Source organism: Aromatoleum buckelii (assembly GCF_012910785.2).
In the GTDB taxonomy this organism is placed as follows: Bacteria; Pseudomonadota; Gammaproteobacteria; order Burkholderiales; family Rhodocyclaceae; genus Aromatoleum; species Aromatoleum buckelii.
The window spans coordinates 663745-681489 of the sequence record NZ_WTVH02000009.1; the positions used below are offsets into that span (position 1 = coordinate 663745).

A 17745-nucleotide genomic window follows, 5' to 3' on the forward strand; every position below is an offset into this window, starting at 1 on the left:
AACTGGCCATTCTACCGTGTCGGACCCTTGCCCCCGGAATTCCCGGCCGTAACGGCCGGGCAGGGATTCACTGAAGGAACGCAGCACCATGCAGACTCAAACCCAGGCCGCGCCCGCGCCGCCGATTCTCTTCGCAGCGCCGCATCGGGCGATGTTCTTTTCCGGTGGCGTGATGTTGCTCGTGGCCTTCGTGCTGTGGGCGTTCGAGCTCGCGGGCCGCGTCGGCGCGGTGGCGCCGCTGCCGTGGACGCTTCCGCCGGGCTGGATGCATGCGTTGCTGGTCCTCGCGGGCGTGTTCCCGTTGTTCATGTTCGGGTTTCTCCTTACCGCGATGCCGCGCTGGCAGGGCGCGCAGGACGTGCCCGTTACAGTCTGGCTGCCACCGTGGCGTCTGCTCGTCGCCGGGTGGGCCGTTGCAATCATCGGATTGTGGGTTCCCGGCCTGCTTGCGGTCGGCCTGCTGCTGGTGCTGGCCGGGTGGGGCGGCGTCCTGCGGGTGCTGTGGGGCGTGGCATTCAACGACAATCCCGATTCGCTGCACGCCCGACTTGTGACGGCTGCGCTCACGGCAGGTGCCTTCGGCGTGCTCGCCTGGTTCGTTTTCGCAATCACCGGTGACGGCGTCTGGGCGCGCGTGGCGATCGGCCTCGGGGTGTGGTGGTGCCTGCTGCCGGTGTTCTTTACGGTCTGTCACCGCATGATTCCGTTTTTTTCCAGCAACATCGTCAAGGATTACGTGATCGTCCGTCCGCGCTGGGCGCTCGGCGTGGTGCTGGGGGCGAGTGTCATCCACGGCGCGCTGGCGATGGCGGGATTCGGGGCGATGACGTGGATCGTCGATGCGCCCGCGGCGGCGACTGCGCTGTGGCTGTCGGTGCAATGGCGCCTCATCCCGGCTTTGCGCGTGCCGCTCTTGGGGATGCTGCATATCGGTTTCGCGTGGCTCGGGATCGCTTTCCTGCTGTCGACGCTGCAGGGGGTCGCCGCGCTGTTCGGCCATGCATGGCTCGGCCTCGCGCCGCTGCACGCGCTGGGTGTCGGATTCTTCGGCTCGGTACTGCTCGGCATGGTGTCGAGAGTGACTTTGGGACATTCGGGCGGCAAGCTCGTCGCAGACAAGCTGACGTGGTCGCTATTTCTCGGGCTCGAGCTTGTCGTGGTCGTGCGCGTGGCCGGCGAAATGGTGCCGCCTTCCTGGTCGAGCGGCGTGATGCTCGCCGCGGCGCTGGGCTGGATTGCTGTGTTCGGCTTGTGGGGAACCCGATATCTGCCCGTCTATCTGCGCCCGCGCAGTGATGGCCGGCCGGGTTGACGTGCGGTGTACGCTGCGATCAAGCACCTGCACATCCTCTGTGCGATGTTGAGCGGGTCGGGATTCCTGCTGCAGGGGGTATGGATGATGCGGCGCAGCCCGCTGCTCGATCACCGCGCAACCCGAGTTGTACCGCACGTGATCGATACCGTGTTTCTCGCCAGCGCGATCACGCTCGCCGCGCTGAGCGCGCAGTACCCGTTCGTCGCCCCGTGGGTCACGGCGAAGGTGATCGGGCTGGTCGTCTACGTGGTGCTCGGTTACATCGCGCTGCGCGGCGGCCCGACAATGCGCATACGCGTCTTCGCGCTGGTCTGCGCATTGCTCGTCTTTTCATGGATCGTGTCGGTCGCGTTGACGAAGAATGCGGCCGGCTTTCTTGTTCTTACCGGAGCTTTCTGATGGCTGATTCCCTGATACCCGTTGCTCCCGGCCTGGAAACGCCGCTCGAAATGCTTGAAGCCTGCCATGGGCGGCTGCAGGCGCAGCTCGCGACGCTGTCACGCCTCGCGGCGTGGCTGCCCGAGCATGGCGCCGACCGGCAGGCACAACAGGCGGCCGCCAACGTGATGCGCTATTTCGACCTGGCTGCCGTCAATCACCATCTCGATGAGGAAGACGACCTGTTCCCGGTTTTGCGCGCGCGCGTCGATGGCGGACGCCGGGAAGCACTCCACGAGTTGATCGACTGGATACTGGCGGACCACCAGGAAATGTTCGCGGCCTGGGCCGCAATCCGGGCGAAGCTCGAGCCGATCTCCCGTGGCGAGCCGGCGGACCTGTCGGCCGCGGAAGTCGAGCAATTCACGGCCCGTTACCGGCGCCACATGGAGCGCGAAGAGGGCGAACTGCTGCCGTATGCGCGCGAGTTGTTGACAGAACAGGACGTTGCCGCCCTGACCGCGACGATGACCGCGCGACGGCGGCAGGACGCGCCGCCGCGCAGTTCCTGATCCAGGTCAGGCGCGCGGCGACGGGTGGTGGATCAGCTTTTTCAGGCCGCCGATATTGAGAATGCGGATGTGCTTCTGCTGGACGGCGATCAGTCCCTCTTCCTGGAACTTCGAGAACGCCCGTGACACGGTCTCCAGCTTCAGCCCCAGATACGAGCCGATTTCCTCGCGCGTCATACGCAGATGGAATTCCGCTGCAGAGAAGCCGCGCGCGGTGAAGCGCTGCGACATGTTCAGCAGGAACGCCGCCAGACGTTCTTCCGCGCGCATCGAACCGAGCAGCGTCATGACGCCGTGGTCACGTACGATCTCGCGGCTCATCACCTTGTGGAACTGATGCTGCAGACCTTCGACGACGCGCGACAGCTCTTCGAGCTTGCCGTAAGCGATCACGCAAACTTCGCTGTCCTCGAGCGCGATCGCATTGCACGAATGCAGTTCCGTGCTGATGCCGTCGAGCCCGAGCATCTCCCCGGTCATCTGGAAACCGGTGACCTGCTCGCGTCCGTCTTCAAGCAGCACGTCCGTCTTGAACGAACCGGCACGGATCGCGTAGATCGCCTCGAAAGCGTCGCCGGCGCGATAGAGGTGGTGCTGGCGCTTGATCTTGCGACGCGCTCCGACAAGTTCGTCGAGGCGGTCGATCTCGTTTTCCGACATGCCGAACGGCAGACACAGCTCGACCAGATTGCACTGGGAACACGCGACTTTCAGACTGGCTACCGTAATTGGCACCGTGGCCTTCATTTGCACGATAATAATGCCCTCTGTTCAAGTCCGACTTGCGATTGCCAAGGAAGTCCGTTGATCCACGTCAACCCCCACGGCGCTGCTTTTTGCGATCGTACGAAACGCACCCGAGCGATACAACTATGACCAGCCAGAACGATCTTGTATTCGACCCGCAGCTGATCCGCCGCTTCGATATCAACGGGCCGCGCTATACGTCCTATCCGACCGCCGATCGCTTCGTCGAAGCCTTCGATGACCGCGCCCTCCGGGACTGGCTTGCCCAGCGTGCGGTGGGCGGGGTAAGCAAACCTCTTTCATTATACTTCCACATCCCATTTTGTAACACGATTTGCTACTACTGCGCGTGTAACAAGATCATCACGAAAGATCATGCTCGTTCCGCCAAGTACCTGAAATACCTCGATAAAGAAATCGGCATGCAGGCCGAGGCGCTGGGCGGCAGCCATCAGGTCACTCAGCTGCACCTCGGAGGAGGAACGCCGACTTTCCTCTCGCACGACGAGTTGCGCCAGCTGATGGATTCGGTCCGTTCGCGCTTCACTCTGGTGCCGAACGGCGAATACTCGATCGAAGTGGACCCGCGCAAAGTCGACTTCGAAACGGTCAAGCTGCTTGCCGACCTGGGTTTCAACCGCATGAGCGTCGGCGTGCAGGACTTCAACGAGGACGTCCAGGTCGCGGTCAATCGGGTGCAGAGTTTCGACGAAACCAAGCTGGTCATCGACTCGGCCCGGTCGACCGGCTTCAAGTCGATCAGCCTGGATCTGATCTACGGGCTGCCGAAGCAGAACATCATCAGCTTCAACCGCACGCTCGAACAGGTTCTTGCGCTGTCCCCGGACCGCATTTCGCTATACAGCTATGCGCATCTGCCGGGTCTGTTCAAGCCGCAACGCCGCATCACCGTCGTCGACATGCCCACTTCGGACACGAAGCTGCAAATCCTGCAGCTGGCGATCCGCCGGCTGACCGACGCGGGCTACGTGTATATCGGCATGGATCACTTCGCGAAGCCGGACGACGAGTTGACCGTCGCGCAGCGCCAGGGCCGGCTGCATCGGAACTTCCAGGGCTATTCGACGCAGGCCGAATGCGACCTGCTCGCGTTCGGCGTGTCCGCGATCGGCAAGATCGGACCGGTATATTCGCAAAACTACAAATCGCTCGACGAGTATTACGACGCGCTCGATCGCGACGAACTGCCGGTGCTGCGCGGCATCGAGCTGACAGCCGACGACCTGCTGCGCCGCTCGATCATCCAGGCGCTGATGTGTCATTTCGAGCTTTCGATCGATTCGATCGAAATCGCGCACTTGGTCAAGTTCAACGACTATTTCGCCGAAGAATTGCAGGACTTGCGCGCAATGGAAGAGGCTGGGCTCGTCGAGGTTACCGACAAGTGGATCAGCGTCATGCCGGCAGGCCGTCTTCTGGTGCGGGGCATCGCAATGGTGTTCGACCGGTATCTGCGGGCCGATCGGGAGCGTGCTCGCTACTCCAAGGTGATCTGACCGCGCCACGGCCGGAGCCCGGCGACAGGTGAGTGTTAGAATAGAAGCGTTTTCTGCGACGCGGTACCGCGTCGCTTTCGCTTGATTCGACGCTACCTGATGCCTGAAACCGGTTATATCGCAGTTTTCCTCATCGGCCTGCTTGGCGGAACTCATTGCGTAAGCATGTGCGGGGGGATCGTCGGGGCGATGACCTCGGTGCGCATGCTGGGCGATACGCGTCGGCAGTGGCCGATCCACCTCGCCTACAATCTCGGGCGCATCGCCACCTACACCCTGCTGGGCGCGGTGCTCGGCGCGCTCGGCACCGTCGGCCTCCTGTTCAACGACGTGCTGCCGGTCCAGCTTGGTCTCTATGTGCTGGCGAACCTGATGCTCATCGCGCTCGGCCTGTACCTGACCGGCTTCACGCGCCTATTGACGCCGGTGGAGCGAGTCGGGCTGCGGCTGTGGCGGGTGGTTCAACCCCTGACGCGGCGCTTCCTGCCGGCACGTTCGGCGGCTCAGGCGCTGCCGCTTGGCCTGTTGTGGGGGTTCCTGCCGTGCGGCCTTGTGTACAGCGTACTGACCACTGCGCTCGTCACCGGCTCGGCGGGGCGCGGCGCCGGACTGATGCTGGCGTTCGGGCTCGGGACGCTGCCGAACCTGATGCTCGCAGGAATGCTCTTCAAGCGGTTCCGCGATGTCACGCGCAACGGCAAAGTTCGCTTCGCCGCCGGTCTGCTGGTGCTCGGGTTCGGAGTATTCGGGCTCTACAACGCGCCGACGCTCGGGGGCAAGCTGTGGAGCGGGGTGGTCTGCGAAGTGTGAATGCCGCCGGCGAGCGAACTTTTCTCCCTGTGCCACTTTGTCAATCAGCCTCCCCGCCGAGGGTGCGCAGGATCGGACACGGTGCCGGTGCTTCCGTGTGCTCGCAGCAGCTGACGAGCTCCTGCAAGGCGGAATGCACGCTCTGAAGTTGCCGAATGCGCTCTTCGACATCCGCAATCTTCGTCCTTGCCAAAGCCCGGGCACTTTCGCGGTCGGTTTCCTCGTCGAGGGCGAGCAGGCTGGCGATTTCATCGAGCTTGAAACCCAGTGCCTGGGCGCGGCGGATGAAACGCAGGCGCGCGAGCTCCGGATCGCCATAGACGCGAAACGCTCCTTTCTTCGTGCCTGCCGTCGGCAGCAGGCCTCGGCGCTGGTAGTAGCGCACGGTCTCGACGCCGACGCCGGCAGACCGTGCCAGCGTGCCGATCGTGATTTCGCTGCTCATGGGAGTTGACTCCGTACTTTGGTACAGGGTCTAGACTGCCACTGACAGCTGCGGTCCGCAACATCGTTTCCGCGGACCGTTGACCTTCGGTGTTTTGCAGAGGCGACCAATGAACAATCCCGTGATGGATCCGCGCAACGCTGCAATCGAACTGCCGGTCTCCGGCATGACTTGCGCCGCCTGCGCTGCGCGCATCGAGAAAGTGCTGAACCGCCTGCCCGGCGTCAGTGCGAATGTGAATCTCGCGGCCGAGAAAGCGCGCGTCAACTTCTCCGGCGTCCAGGCCGGCCCCGCGGAGGTCGTCGCGGCGATCCGCAAAGCGGGTTTCGATGTTCCGGCGGCGACGCTCGAACTGGCGATTTCTGGCATGACCTGCGCGGCCTGCGCGGCGCGGCTCGAAAAAGTCCTCAACCGTCTGCCGGGCGTCGAGGCAGCGGTGAATTTCGCCACCGAGCGCGCCACGGTGCGTTACCAGCCCGGTCTGGTAGCGGTCGAAGCGCTGAAGGATGCCGTGCAGCGTGCCGGTTTTTCTGCCGCGGAAACCGGGCTTGCGGACCGGGAGCAGGTGCGTTTGCGGCAGGCGGCGGTGTGGAAAGCCGAGCTGCGGCACTTCTGGATCGCTGTGTTGCTGACGCTGCCACTCGCTGCCCAGATGCCCGCGATGTTCGGTGGGGGCTGGGCGGCCGACGCGCACCACGAGTTCCTGCCGCGCTGGCTGCAGCTGATGCTCGCGACGCCGGTGCAGTTCTGGATCGGCGCGCGCTTTTACCGCGGTGCCTGGTCCTCGGTGCGAGGAGGCGGCGCGAACATGGACGTGCTGGTCGTGCTCGGCACGAGCATGGCCTGGAGCTACAGCGCGATCGTCACGCTGTTCGGTCGCCATGACCTGCACGTGTATTACGAAGCGTCCGCGATGATCATCACGCTGATTCTGCTCGGCAAGCTGCTCGAAGCCCGGGCGAAGGCTCGCACCACCGCTGCGCTCGATGCGCTGCTGCGCCTGCAGCCCAGGGTCGCGCATGTCGAACGTGACGGCGATCTCGTCGCGGTTCCCGTCGACAGCCTGAAGCCGGCGGATCTGTTCGTGGTGCGGCCGGGAGATGCCGTGCCGGTCGATGGCGAAGTCGTTTCCGGAGTGTCGGCGCTCAACGAGGCGATGCTGACCGGCGAGAGCATGCCGATCGACAAGCGGCCCGGTGACAAGGTGTTCGCCGCGACGCTCAATGGGGAAGGCGTATTGCGCTGCCGGGCGACCGGCGTCGGCGCCCACACGCTGCTCGCCGGCATCATCCGCATGGTCGAGCAGGCGCAGGGCTCGAAAGCGCCCGTGCAACGCCTTGCTGATCGCATCGCGGCGGTGTTCGTGCCCGTCGTGGTGGGGATTGCCGTCGTCACTTTCGTCTCGTGGTGGTGGCTTGGCGGCGACTTCGCGCAGGCGCTGATCAGCGCGGTTGCCGTGCTCGTGATCGCGTGCCCGTGCGCGCTGGGGCTCGCGACGCCGACCGCGATCATGGTCGGAACGGGACAGGGTGCGCGCGCGGGCATGCTTGTAAAGAACGCCGAAGCGCTCGAACTCGCCGAGAAAATCCGCGTGCTGGTCGTCGACAAGACGGGCACGCTGACCGAAGGTACGCCGGCGGTCAGCGACGTCGTGCCGGCCGACGGCTGGGACCGCGCCGGCCTGCTCGGCATTGCGGCGGCGCTCGAGCAGGCCAGCGCGCACCCGATCGCTGCGGCAGTCGTGGCCGAGGCGCGCGCGACGGGCGCCTCGATTGCCCCGGCCGGGGACAGCGTCGCCGAGCCGGGCAAGGGACTGTCGGGCCGGGTCGATGGACGGGACGTCGTGCTCGGTACTCCCGCTTTCCTCGCAGAGCGTGGCATCGACATGTCGGGCGTCTCGTGGGAGAGCCTCGCAGCGGCCGGCAAGACGATGGTCGCGGTCGCAGTCGACGGCCGGTGCGCAGGCGTGATCGCGGTCGCCGATCGCGTGCGGCAGGATTCGGCGAGCGCCGTGGCGCGCTTGAAGGCGCGCGGCTTGCGGGTCGTGATGCTGACCGGCGATCACGCTGCCACGGCGGCCGCAATCGCTCGCGAAACCGGCGTCGACGAGTGGCAGGCGGGCGTGATGCCGGCAGACAAGGCAGCCGCGGTGCAGACTTTCGCCCAGGACGGCGAACGAATCGGGATGGCCGGCGACGGCATCAACGACGCGCCGGCGCTCGCCGCGGCGGATGTGTCGTTCGCGATCGGGGTCGGGGCGGACGTTGCGGTCGAAGCGGCCGACATCACGCTGGTGAGGAACAGCCTGCACGGTGTCGCCGACGCGATCGACCTGTCGCGCGCGACTTTGTCCAAGATCCGGCAGAATCTTTTTTTCGCGTTCATCTACAACATACTCGGCATCCCGCTCGCTGCGTTCGGATTGCTCAATCCGGTGATCGCCGGTGCGGCGATGGCGATGAGTTCGGTATCGGTCGTCACCAATTCACTGTTGCTCAAGCGGTGGCGGCCAGGGCGGTGATTTTCTGTGGACAGGAGAACTCGTGATGGTTGAAACGGTAATCAGGGTCGAAGGGATGAGCTGTGGCGGGTGCGTGAACAGCGTCACGGCGGCGCTGAAGTCGCTCCCCGGCGTCACGGACGCCAACGTGTCGCTGGATTCGGCGCAGGCGCGCGTGCAGTACGACCCGGCAACGGTGTCCGAGCAGCAACTGCGCGAGGCGGTCGAGGATGCCGGTTTCGATGCGCCGGTGTAATTGGACTGCTGGCGCGACGCACTGCTGACCCATTCAATCGTCGAGACGGAACACGATCGGAACGCGCAGCCAGCTGTCGACCCGCGCCTCTCCCCGCTGCGCGGGCGTGAAACGCCAGTTGCGCACGGCTTCGCGCGCCGCCTCGTCCAGCCGCGAGTGGCCGCTGCTTTCCGCCACTTCCACTGCGTCGGTGCTGCCGTCCCCGAGTACATGCACCTTGAGGATGACTTTTCCTTCGTCGCCGCGTCGTCGCGACGATCGCGGATAGGTGGGCGCCGGGTTATGCAGATAGGCGGCATCGAAGCTTGGGGGAGTCACTGCAACGGCCGTCCCTTGTGAAGCCGGTGGTGGGGGCGCCGCAGAAGGTGTGTCGGGAGCCCCTGCACTGGCGGAAGGTGACGAGGATGGCGCAGCGTCGGCGACGGGCAGGGGCGGGTCGTCGGGATGCGGAGATGCCTCGCCGGGCAGGACCGGCGCCGGGGACGGACGGGGCGACGCGGGCTGAGGGCCGGGGGCGGCGCGCAGGTCGCGTTGCCGGTTTTGCGACGGTGCTGCGTGGTGCGACTGTCGCAACAGGCGGCGCCTCCGCGGGCACTGGCGTCACCGACGGAGGGGCGGCCGGCGCCGGCGGGGCGATCAGGCGTACGCTGAGGGTCGCCGGTGCGGAAGGCGGAACCCGGGCCGGCGCGGGGCCGCCGAGACCCGACAGCGCGAGCAGCCCGGCCGCGTGTGCGCCGGCGACGAAAGCCAGCGATCCCCACTGGACCGACGAGAACTGCCTGCGGGCGGCATTACCGCCGGACCAGGCGGATCGAGAACCGGGTGAGCCCATTGAATCCCGCGCAAAGGTTGTCGAATGCGGGGCTGGCACGGGCACGAGGCACGTGCTGCGCGGCCGGCCCGCAACGCAGTCACCATCACGAAGGCCGGTCTCCGGGCTTTGCGCAGGGCGCGCATTTACCGTTGCGGGGGCAGCGCAGGAATTTCACCTGCTTCCCGATTCTCCGCGGCATCGATCGTCGCGGCACCTTCGAGCGGGCCGATTATATCGCTTCCGCCGGTCGTTTTCTGCGCGCGTCTGCGGCTGACCCGATGGCCAGGCTCGGCTGCGGCAAATTTGCCGCGGGGGACCGCAGCTATCAAGGCGGCGATCCCGGCAGATCGGGAAATGCGCGAACGCCGCGGCGCGGGTGCGGTCCTTTTGGCATGGACCACGAACGACCGATGATTCCTCCTCGCCCGCTCGTTCCGCTCGTGCTGCCTTGGAAGCCCGGAGATGATCCGGCGGCGCTGCGCGAGCGGGAATGGCTCGTGACGAACGGGATGGGCGGCTTCGCGTCGGGAAGCCTCCTCGGCATGCCGACGCGCCGCTATCACGGGCTGTTCGTGCCGAATCTGTCCGAGCCGAAAGGGCGCTACGTCGCGCTGTCGCGGCTCGACGAACTTATCGAGACCTCCGCCGGGCCGGTCAATCTCGGCGGCGCCGAGTTTATCGACGGCACGCGCAAGGGGGTTGCCGAACGTCACCTGCGCGAATTCCGGCTCGACGGGCTGACACCGGTGTGGGTGTTCGACATCGACGGCAGCATCGTCGAGCGGTCGATCGTGATGCCGCATGGACGCAACGCGGTGTGCGTGCGATGGCGGCTGCTCGACGGGCCGGCGCGACGGATGCGCGTACGGCTCTACGTGGGCCCGCGTCGTCAGGACGCCGCGCTGGTATGCGACGACGCGCGGCCGTGCGAGCTCGAGCGCGCGACGGCGCAAGACGGCGGACAGGTGCTGCGGATCCGACAACCGACGCGCGACATTGTGCTGCGCGTCGCGGTGCGGCCGGACAACAGCGCATTCGTCGAGGACTGGCAGATCGACCGCGAGGTGCTTTTTCGCGTCGAACGCGATCGGGGCTATGACCGCGTCGAGCATATGCACAGCCCCGGCGGCTGGTCGTTCGAGCTGCGTCAGGAGTGCGAAGCGGCGCTGTTCGCGACGACGGACGCGGAGCTGCCGGCGCTCGATGCGGGCACGTGGTTCGACGCCGAGCGTGGGCGGCTCGAGGCGCTGCTTGCCCGCGGCGGGTTCGATGAGGCAGACGGAATCGCGCAGCGGCTCGCGCTCGCCGCGGACCAGTTCATCGTGCTGCCGGGCAGCCGCAGGGATGAGCCGCCTGGCGGGTCGGCGGGCGAGAGCGCGTTCCGCTCGGTGATTGCCGGTTATCACTGGTTCAACGACTGGGGGCGAGACACGATGATCTCGCTCGAAGGGCTGACGTTGTGCACGGGCCGGCTCGACGAGGCGCGGGCGATCCTGCGCACGTTCGCGGGCTATTTGCGCGACGGGTTGCTGCCGAACCTGTTCCCGGAGGGCGGACGCGAAGCGCTGTACCACACGGTCGATGCGACGCTGTGGTACTTCCACGCGCTCGAGCGCTACGTGCTGCGCACGCGAGACATCGCGCTCGTCGGCGAGCTCTATCCGGCGCTGCAGGACGTCGTCGCGCATCACCTGCGCGGCACACGCTTCGGCATCGGCGTCGATCCGCGGGACGGGCTGCTGCAGGCCGGCGCCGAAGGCTATCAGCTGACGTGGATGGACGCGAAGGTCGACGACTGGGTCGTGACGCCGCGCCGTGGCAAACCGGTCGAGATCCAGGCACTGTGGTACAACGCGCTGCGGCTAATGGCCGGCTGGGCGCGACTGCTCGGCGTCGCCGATGACGGCTGCGACGCGCTCGCAGACCGCGTGCAGGCGGCGTTCAACGCGCGCTTCTGGTCGAGCGGGCGCGGCCACCTCTTCGACGTCATCGACGGGCCGGCCGGCGACGACGCGAGCCTGCGACCGAACCAGATCTTCGCGCTGTCGCTGACGCATCCGGTGCTCGACCGGGATCGCTGGGACGACGTGCTCGCGGCCGTCGAGCGCGCACTGCTGACGCCGGTCGGGCTGCGCACGCTCGCGCCCGGCGAGCCGGGCTACCAGGCGCGCTACGAGGGGTCGCTGCGCGAACGCGACGCGGCCTACCACCAGGGCACGGTGTGGCCGTGGCTGCTCGGCCATTTCGTCGATGCCCGGATCCGTGTGCGCGGGCGCACTGGAGCACGCGAATTTCTTCAGGCGTTTCCCGCGCAACTTCTCGAAGCCGGGATCGGCAGCCTCAGCGAGGTGTACGGCGCTGAGCCGCCGCACCGCGCCGGGGGATGCATCGCGCAGGCATGGAGCGTCGCCGAAGTGCTGCGTGCGTGGCTCGTGACGCGGGAGCGAAGGAAAGCGGATGGCTGAACACTGGTACAAGAATGCGATCGTGTACTGCCTCGACGTGCGCACGTTCGCCGACGGCAACGGCGATGGCACCGGCGATTTCGTCGGCCTCGGGCGCAAGCTCGACTATCTGCGCGGTCTCAATGTCGATTGCGTGTGGCTGCAGCCATTCTTTCCGTCGCCGATGCGCGACAACGGCTACGACATCGTCGACTACTACAGCGTCGATTCGCGCACCGGCACACTCGGCGACTTCGTCGAGTTTTCGCGCCGCGCGCGCGAGAGCGGTATGCACGTCATGGTCGACCTCGTCGTCAACCATACATCGGTCGAGCATCCGTGGTTCCAGGCCGCGCGCAACGACCCCCATTCGCCGTATCGCGACTATTACGTCTGGAAGGAGGATAAGCCGGACGACGCCGACCAGGGCATGGTGTTTCCCGGCGAGCAGCATACGACCTGGACCTGGGATCGCGAGGCGAAGGCGTATTACTACCACCGCTTCTACGACCATCAGGCCGAGCTCAACATCGCGAACCCCGCAGTCGTGCGCGAGATCGAGAAGATCGTCGGCTTCTGGCTGCAGCTCGGCGTCACCGGCTTTCGCATCGATGCGTTGCCGTTCCTGATCGAGCTTAAGGGCCTCGAGGTCGAAGGCGAGCGCGACCCGCATCGGTACTTGCGCGAGCTGCGCCACCACGCGCAGACCCTGTGCGGCGAGGTCTGCCTGATGGCCGAGGCGAACCTGACGCCGGAGGAGGTGCCCGATTACTTCGCTGACGGCGACATGATCCACATGTCGTTCAACTTCTGGGTCAACCAGCACCTGTTCCTCGCGCTCGCGCGTGGCGACGCGACGCCGATCCGCGAAGCCTACGCGGAGTTGCCGCCGCTGCCGAAGTGGTGCCAGTGGAACAACTTTCTGCGGAGTCACGACGAGCTCGACCTCGGCCGGCTGACCGATGCCGAGCGCGAGGAAGTGTTCCGCGCGTTCGGCCCCGATGACGACATGCAGCTCTACGGCCGCGGCATCCGGCGTCGGCTCGCGCCGATGCTCGGCAACGACCGGCGGCGCATAGAGCTCGCGCACAGCCTGCTGCTGACATTGCCGGGCACGCCGGTGCTGCGCTACGGCGACGAGATCGGCATGGGCGACGACCTGTCGCTGCCGGCGCGCGAGAGCGTGCGCACGCCGATGCAATGGAACGACGAGCCGAACGGCGGCTTCTCGTCTGCCGCACCCGATCGCCTCGCGCTGCCGCCGATTGCCGACGGCGAGTTCGGTTATCGCACGGTCAACGTCCAGGCGCAGCGGCGCGACCCCGACTCGCTGCTGAACTGGCTCGAACGCGCGCTGCGGCGACGCAAGGAATGCCCCGAGTTCGCGTTCGGCGAATGCACGTGGATCGACACCGACCAGCCGCAAGTGCTCGCGCAGCGCTTCGAGCTGGGCGATTCGACGTGCTTCGTGGTTCACAACCTCGGCTCGAAGCGGGTGAAGTTTTTGCTGCCGGTCGGACGCGGCGAGCACCTGCACGACGTGCTCGCGTTTCACCGCCACGAGGTCGAGGAGAAAGGACACTTCCGTCTCGAGCTTGAACCGTACGGCTACCGCTGGCTGCGGCGCGGCCCTGCGGACTAGGGGGCGGCCCGGGTGGGCTGAACGACGCTAGGGCGCTCGACAATCGCTGGAGCAGGGACTGCCTATGGTCTGGAAACGCAGGCTTACCGCTTTCGTTGGCCGCACCGACGACTTCATCGATCGGGGGCGCGTGCGGCTGGGAAGGCTGTGGCCCGCCTCAGGGCCGTTTCTTATCGTGGCATACGCGAGCTACGGGACGCGAGAGGAGGTGTTCGTCCACGGTCGAGTGCTCGAGGACGAGGGGTTCGTGGCACCGAGCGCAGGCGAGCGTACGTGGCACAATCTCGTCGAGCTGTACAAGCGCTTCGAATCCGACGAGGTTCCGCAGGCGCGGGTGAGGGTACGCTTTGCCGGGGTAGACGAGACAGTGACCGCGGACATGGAAGGCTATTTCCGCATCGACCTCTCGCTGGCTACGCCGCTCGAGCGGTCGGGCTGGCACGAAGCGGAACTCGAGCTCGTCGATCCGCTCCCGCGCTCGGGCGCCGCGGTTCGCGCCGCGGCGCCGATTCTCGTCCCGCCGCCCACGGCGCGTTTCGGTGTGATCAGCGACATCGACGACACGGTGATGTGGACGAACGTCACCGACAAGCTGCGCATGGTGTTGCTGCTCGTGCGCTCGAATGCGCACACGCGCAAGCCGTTCAAGGGTGTCGCCGCGTTCTACCGCGCGCTGCGCGACGGCGCCAGCGGCGCGGAAAACAATCCGGTTTTCTATGTCTCGGGGAGTCCGTGGAATCTCTATACGCCGCTCGTCGAGTTTCTGCGCCTGCAGCGCATCCCGGACGGACCGCTGCTGCTGAAAGACTTCGGCGACCACACATTGTTCGCATCCGGCGATCAGCAACTGCACAAGCTCAGTCATATCGAGCGGATTTTTGCGCGCTATCCCGAGCTGCCGTTCGTGCTGATCGGTGACAGCGGCGAAAAGGATCCGGAAATCTACAGCGAGGTCGTTCGGAGGCATCCGGACCGGGTGCGCGTCCTCTACATTCGCAGCATCGACCCGGATCCCGACCGGGTCGCCGCGATCGACCGTCTGATCGCCGAGGTCCGCGAGGCGGGCGCCCAGCTCGTGCTCGCGCCCGATACGGAGTTCGCTGCCGCGCATGCCGCAGCCGAGGGGCTGATCGGCACGCAGGCGCTGGCCGACGTGCGAGCCGACAAGCGGGAAGAGCTGGACGGGCCGCCCGCTTAGCAGGCCACCCGGTTCGCGCCGGACCCGGTGCTGCGCAGCGTCTCCGACGGAAGTTCGCCGAACATCGTGCGGTAGTCGGCCGCAAAGTGCGACAGGTGCCAGAAGCCCCATTGCGCGGCGATGTCCGCGACCGCCGCATGCCCATGCTCGGCGCTCTTCAGCGCGCGACGCACACCGTTCAGGCGCAGGGCGCGCAGGAAGCTGACCGGGTTGAGGTTGAGGATGTCCTGGAAGCTGTATTGCAGCGTGCGCCGCGATACCTCGAGCTCGGTGCATAGGTCCGCGACCGTGATCGGCTCGTCGATGTGGGCGTTCATGTATTCGCGCGCGCGATCGACGATAAGTTGCCGCCCGCGTCCCGGCGTGGATGCGCGCGCAGCGTCCGGTGAGCCGCTGATGGCTGCGAGGAGGCTGGCGTAAATGGCCTGCTCGAGGCCTTTGCGCATCTGCGGATGGCGGAGCAGTTCCGGTGTCGCTTCGAGGCTGGAGATCACCGTCAGCAGGAACGATCGCAGCGTCGTGGCCTGTTCGGGCGTCGCGGCGATGACCCGGCGGTTGCCGATTTCGGCTTCGATGTCGCGGTGCTCCACCTGTGCCGCGTAGTCGCTGAACGCTTGGGTGTCGGTCGTGACCGCAACGACGTCGTGCACACGCGGCGTCCGGTAGTCGAGATCGTCGCCGCCGCGCAGCGTGATCAGCGAATCCACTCCGCAGGCTTCGCCGCAGTACCAGCCCGTGCCGTCGAGCGCGACCGGCACGCCCACTGTGCGCGAGCCTTCCCACGCGCTGCCGATTTCGTGCACGACCTGGTTCGTACGCTCGCGAAAGACCTGAACGTTGCCGAACCAGAACTCCTCGAACTTGCCGGAGAATGCACCTGCCGACAACTGGTCGTAGCGCTGGCGCCAATGCTGAAGGCACGACGCGTGGTCGTCCGCGTCGCGCGTGTCGAGCTGGACGACGGAAAAAGCGTCGTCGCCGGCGAGCGCCGGGTCGTCGCTTGCCGCCGTCATTGCAAGAGCTTCCATTCGGTCTGTCTCCTGACCGGAAAGTGTTCTGATGATGTTTTCTTTATATCTTTCAGACTAATCCCAAACCCACACGGGGAACAAGTTTTTTCGGTTGTTTCGTGTATCGCGATTCACAACCGCTGGCTCTGGGATCGGCGGGTGCGATGCGCTCCGGCGTCAGTGGGGGGCAGGCGTTCCTGCGCCGGTCGTGCAGTTCGCGCCGCCGTTTCGGTCTCGCGTGGGGCAGGCGGCAGGGAAATTGTGCTTGCCGATTTCGGATAACGCCTGACGAAGACCCGTTCCTACAATCCGCCTCACCGATGCGTCCGCAGACCGGGCCCAATCGACAATAAAACGATCCGCCGCACAATCGCGAGCGGGACACGGAGACAGCGAAGGCGCGCCCTCGGCCGCCGTCGCCCGAAAAGGAGGTCGACCCATGGCTCGACGTCACGCCCTGCACGCCCGGTGCTTGCGATCCGCTGCGCCGCATGCGCCTTTCCCGGCACATCGCCCGGCGTATGCCGTGCACTCCGATCTTTCCTCCCCGGCAGTCTGCGCTCGTTCCCGGCTGTCGCCTGCGGATTCCGGCTGCGTCCGATCCTGCAGGCGCAGAGCTGCGGCGCGCAGCGGGCAGCACAACACGTCATCGAGAACGTGAAGGCAGCAGAAGTACAGGCAACACACACAAAAAGCGAGGAGACGAACGTGACCAGAACGACCATCAAACCGCCCCGCCTGGGCCTTATCTGTCTCGCCGTGGCGGCCCTTATCGGCAGCTCGGTTGTGCAGGCGGCGGCTAGCGACGCGGAAGCTGCCGCACTCGGCAAGAACCTGACGCCGATCGGCGCCGAAGCCGCGGCCAACCAGGACGGCTCGATTCCCGCCTGGACCGGCGGCATGACGAAAGCGCCCGCAGGCTGGAAGCCGGGCCATCTCGACCCGTTCAAGGACGACAAGCCGCTCTATTCGATCGATGCGTCGAACGTCGACAAATACGCTGACAAGCTGTCGGCCGGGCAGGTTGCGCTGATCAAGGCGTACCAGGGCTACCGGATGGACGTGTATCCGAGCCGCCGCAGCTGTCCGGTGCCCGACTTCGTTGCGGAGCAAACGAAGAAGAACGCGACGGCCGCGAAGCTCGGCGGCGACGGCTGGCAGCTCGAAAAAGTGTTCGGCGCCGGGATTCCGTTCCCGATTCCGAAAACCGGTGCGGAAGCGATGTGGAACTTCAAGCTGCGCTACACCGGCCTGGGCCGGCGCGCGCAGATCGCGGCGCTGATGCCGGAGAAGGACGGCTCCTACGTCGAGAACAAGCAGTGGGCGTACGAGATGTATCCGTTCAACGACCCGAAAGTGACCGGTCCGGCGGACGTGGGCAGCGTCGAGGCGAAGCTGCTGTACGACGTGCTGACGCCGCCGTCGCGCGCCGGCGAGGGCTACCTCGTCCATACGTACGTGGACAAGCCGCAGGACGCGTGGATCTACTTCCCGGGACAGCGCCGCGTGCGCCGTTCGCCGACCTTCGCGTACGACAACCAGGTCGCCGGCTTCGACAACCTGTACTTCGTCGACCAGATCAACATGTTCACCGGCGCGCTCGATCGCTACGACTACAAGTTGGTCGGCAAGAAGGAGATGTTCGTCCCGTACAACTCGTACAAGCTGATCGACAAGTCGCAGAAGTTCAAGGACATGCTCGGGCCGGAATATGTCGACCGCGACCTCATTCGCTACGAGCCGCATCGCGTATGGGTCGTCGAGGCGACGGTGAAGCCGGACAAGCGCCATTCTTTTGCGAAGCGCGTGTTCCACTTCGACGAGGATTCGTGGGCCCTGCTGCAGGTCGACATGTATGACGCCAAGGGCAACCTGTGGCGCGTGCAGGAAGGCAGCCTGTGGGCGGCGCCCGAGGTCGGGGCGTGCATCACCTACGAGACGCAGATGTACGACCTCGTCGCGCGCCGCTACGTCGTCGACAACTGGACTGCGGAAGGCGAGGTGCTCGACCTGACCGCCGCGAAGGACGGCCGGATTACGGCCGCGAACTTCACGCAGGACGAAATGCGTCGCCGCGGCGAACGCTGACCGCCGCCC

15 protein-coding genes and 1 riboswitch are annotated in these 17745 nt (G+C 66.0%); of the genes, 11 read left to right on the forward strand and 4 right to left on the reverse strand.

The features are described from left to right. Nucleotides 1–88 precede the first annotated feature (88 nt). From GO608_RS09315 to GO608_RS09325, 3 genes are read left to right on the forward strand one after another with little or no spacing between them, the layout of a single operon-like run. Nucleotides 89–1312 carry an NnrS family protein gene (locus GO608_RS09315; RefSeq protein ID WP_169200296.1) on the forward strand — a complete coding sequence of 408 codons (1224 nt, stop codon included), beginning with the start codon at nt 89–91 and terminating at the stop codon, nt 1310–1312. A 6-nt stretch (nt 1313–1318) separates the two neighbouring features. After that, nucleotides 1319–1714, forward strand: coding sequence for a SirB2 family protein (locus GO608_RS09320; protein ID WP_169200297.1), 396 nt, complete (start codon nt 1319–1321; stop codon nt 1712–1714). After that, nucleotides 1714–2265 carry a hemerythrin domain-containing protein gene (locus tag GO608_RS09325; protein ID WP_169200298.1) on the forward strand — a complete coding sequence of 184 codons (552 nt, stop codon included), beginning with the start codon at nt 1714–1716 and terminating at the stop codon, nt 2263–2265. The genes GO608_RS09320 and GO608_RS09325 overlap by 1 nt, the downstream gene beginning before the upstream one ends. A 6-nt stretch (nt 2266–2271) precedes the next feature. Here GO608_RS09325 and fnr read toward each other — a convergent pair whose 3' ends face one another. Beyond that, nucleotides 2272–3012, reverse strand: a complete 741-nt coding sequence (gene fnr / locus GO608_RS09330; protein WP_169200307.1) for a fumarate/nitrate reduction transcriptional regulator Fnr — start codon at nt 3010–3012, stop codon at nt 2272–2274. Nucleotides 3013–3137: 125 nt separating this feature from the next. On the opposite strand from fnr, the gene hemN reads away from it, so the two are divergent. Next, nucleotides 3138–4529 carry an oxygen-independent coproporphyrinogen III oxidase gene (gene hemN / locus GO608_RS09335; RefSeq protein ID WP_169200299.1) on the forward strand — a complete coding sequence of 464 codons (1392 nt, stop codon included), beginning with the start codon at nt 3138–3140 and terminating at the stop codon, nt 4527–4529. 99 nt (nt 4530–4628) lie between these two features. Continuing rightward, nucleotides 4629–5339 carry a sulfite exporter TauE/SafE family protein gene (locus GO608_RS09340; RefSeq protein WP_169200300.1) on the forward strand — a complete coding sequence of 237 codons (711 nt, stop codon included), beginning with the start codon at nt 4629–4631 and terminating at the stop codon, nt 5337–5339. 40 nt (nt 5340–5379) lie between these two features. On the opposite strand, the gene GO608_RS09345 is transcribed toward GO608_RS09340, so the two are convergent. Further along, nucleotides 5380–5784: a MerR family DNA-binding protein gene (locus GO608_RS09345; RefSeq protein WP_169200301.1), complete on the reverse strand. Its 405-nt coding sequence runs from the start codon at nt 5782–5784 to the stop codon at nt 5380–5382. Nucleotides 5785–5893: 109 nt separating this feature from the next. On the opposite strand from GO608_RS09345, the gene GO608_RS09350 reads away from it, so the two are divergent. Both GO608_RS09350 and GO608_RS09355 read left to right on the forward strand, forming a co-directional pair. Then, nucleotides 5894–8305: a heavy metal translocating P-type ATPase gene (locus GO608_RS09350; RefSeq protein ID WP_169200302.1), complete on the forward strand. Its 2412-nt coding sequence runs from the start codon at nt 5894–5896 to the stop codon at nt 8303–8305. A 25-nt stretch (nt 8306–8330) separates the two neighbouring features. After that, nucleotides 8331–8540: a heavy-metal-associated domain-containing protein gene (locus GO608_RS09355; RefSeq protein WP_169200303.1), complete on the forward strand. Its 210-nt coding sequence runs from the start codon at nt 8331–8333 to the stop codon at nt 8538–8540. A gap of 33 nt (nt 8541–8573) precedes the next feature. Here the strand turns inward: GO608_RS09355 and GO608_RS09360 are convergent, their stop codons facing one another. Further along, nucleotides 8574–8858, reverse strand: coding sequence for an energy transducer TonB (locus GO608_RS09360; protein ID WP_169200304.1), 285 nt, complete (start codon nt 8856–8858; stop codon nt 8574–8576). A 589-nt stretch (nt 8859–9447) separates the two neighbouring features. Then, a riboswitch (cobalamin riboswitch) is annotated at nt 9448–9587 on the reverse strand. A 177-nt stretch (nt 9588–9764) separates the two neighbouring features. Here GO608_RS09360 and GO608_RS09365 point away from each other — a divergent pair. The 3 genes from GO608_RS09365 to GO608_RS09375 all read left to right on the forward strand — a co-directional run bounded on the left by GO608_RS09365 (nt 9765) and on the right by GO608_RS09375 (nt 14638). Beyond that, complete coding sequence (locus GO608_RS09365) at nt 9765–11819, forward strand: amylo-alpha-1,6-glucosidase (protein ID WP_169200221.1); 2055 nt, start codon at nt 9765–9767, stop codon at nt 11817–11819. After that, entirely contained in the window at nt 11812–13440 is a 1629-nt protein-coding gene (locus tag GO608_RS09370) for an alpha-amylase family protein (RefSeq protein ID WP_169200222.1), read from the forward strand. Before GO608_RS09365 ends, GO608_RS09370 begins: the two co-directional genes overlap by 8 nt. Before the next feature lie 247 nt (nt 13441–13687). Then, nucleotides 13688–14638, forward strand: coding sequence for an App1 family protein phosphatidate phosphatase (locus GO608_RS09375; protein ID WP_169200223.1), 951 nt, complete (start codon nt 13688–13690; stop codon nt 14636–14638). Here GO608_RS09375 and GO608_RS09380 read toward each other — a convergent pair. After that, nucleotides 14635–15666 carry a helix-turn-helix domain-containing protein gene (locus tag GO608_RS09380; protein WP_169200224.1) on the reverse strand — a complete coding sequence of 344 codons (1032 nt, stop codon included), beginning with the start codon at nt 15664–15666 and terminating at the stop codon, nt 14635–14637. The genes GO608_RS09375 and GO608_RS09380 overlap by 4 nt on opposite strands. A 690-nt stretch (nt 15667–16356) precedes the next feature. Between GO608_RS09380 and GO608_RS09385 the strand changes: the two genes are divergently transcribed. Further along, nucleotides 16357–17736 (forward strand): DUF1329 domain-containing protein, encoded by a 1380-nt coding sequence (locus GO608_RS09385; protein WP_169200225.1) that lies wholly within the window; start codon nt 16357–16359, stop codon nt 17734–17736. The last annotated feature ends 9 nt before the right edge of the window (nt 17737–17745 follow it).

Bases quoted from the DNA above. Each gene is read 5' to 3' on its own strand.
- GO608_RS09380 (WP_169200224.1), bottom strand. From the start codon at position 15,666: ATGGAAGCTCTTGCAATGACGGCGGCAAGCGACGACCCGGCGCTCGCC.
- GO608_RS09345 (WP_169200301.1), bottom strand. From the start codon at position 5,784: ATGAGCAGCGAAATCACGATCGGCACGCTGGCACGGTCTGCCGGCGTC.
- GO608_RS09370 (WP_169200222.1), top strand. From the start codon at position 11,812: ATGGCTGAACACTGGTACAAGAATGCGATCGTGTACTGCCTCGACGTG.
- hemN (WP_169200299.1), top strand. From the start codon at position 3,138: ATGACCAGCCAGAACGATCTTGTATTCGACCCGCAGCTGATCCGCCGC.
- fnr (WP_169200307.1), bottom strand. From the start codon at position 3,012: ATGAAGGCCACGGTGCCAATTACGGTAGCCAGTCTGAAAGTCGCGTGT.
- GO608_RS09355 (WP_169200303.1), top strand. From the start codon at position 8,331: ATGGTTGAAACGGTAATCAGGGTCGAAGGGATGAGCTGTGGCGGGTGC.
- GO608_RS09350 (WP_169200302.1), top strand. From the start codon at position 5,894: ATGAACAATCCCGTGATGGATCCGCGCAACGCTGCAATCGAACTGCCG.
- GO608_RS09365 (WP_169200221.1), top strand. From the start codon at position 9,765: ATGATTCCTCCTCGCCCGCTCGTTCCGCTCGTGCTGCCTTGGAAGCCC.
- GO608_RS09325 (WP_169200298.1), top strand. From the start codon at position 1,714: ATGGCTGATTCCCTGATACCCGTTGCTCCCGGCCTGGAAACGCCGCTC.
- GO608_RS09340 (WP_169200300.1), top strand. From the start codon at position 4,629: ATGCCTGAAACCGGTTATATCGCAGTTTTCCTCATCGGCCTGCTTGGC.
- GO608_RS09315 (WP_169200296.1), top strand. From the start codon at position 89: ATGCAGACTCAAACCCAGGCCGCGCCCGCGCCGCCGATTCTCTTCGCA.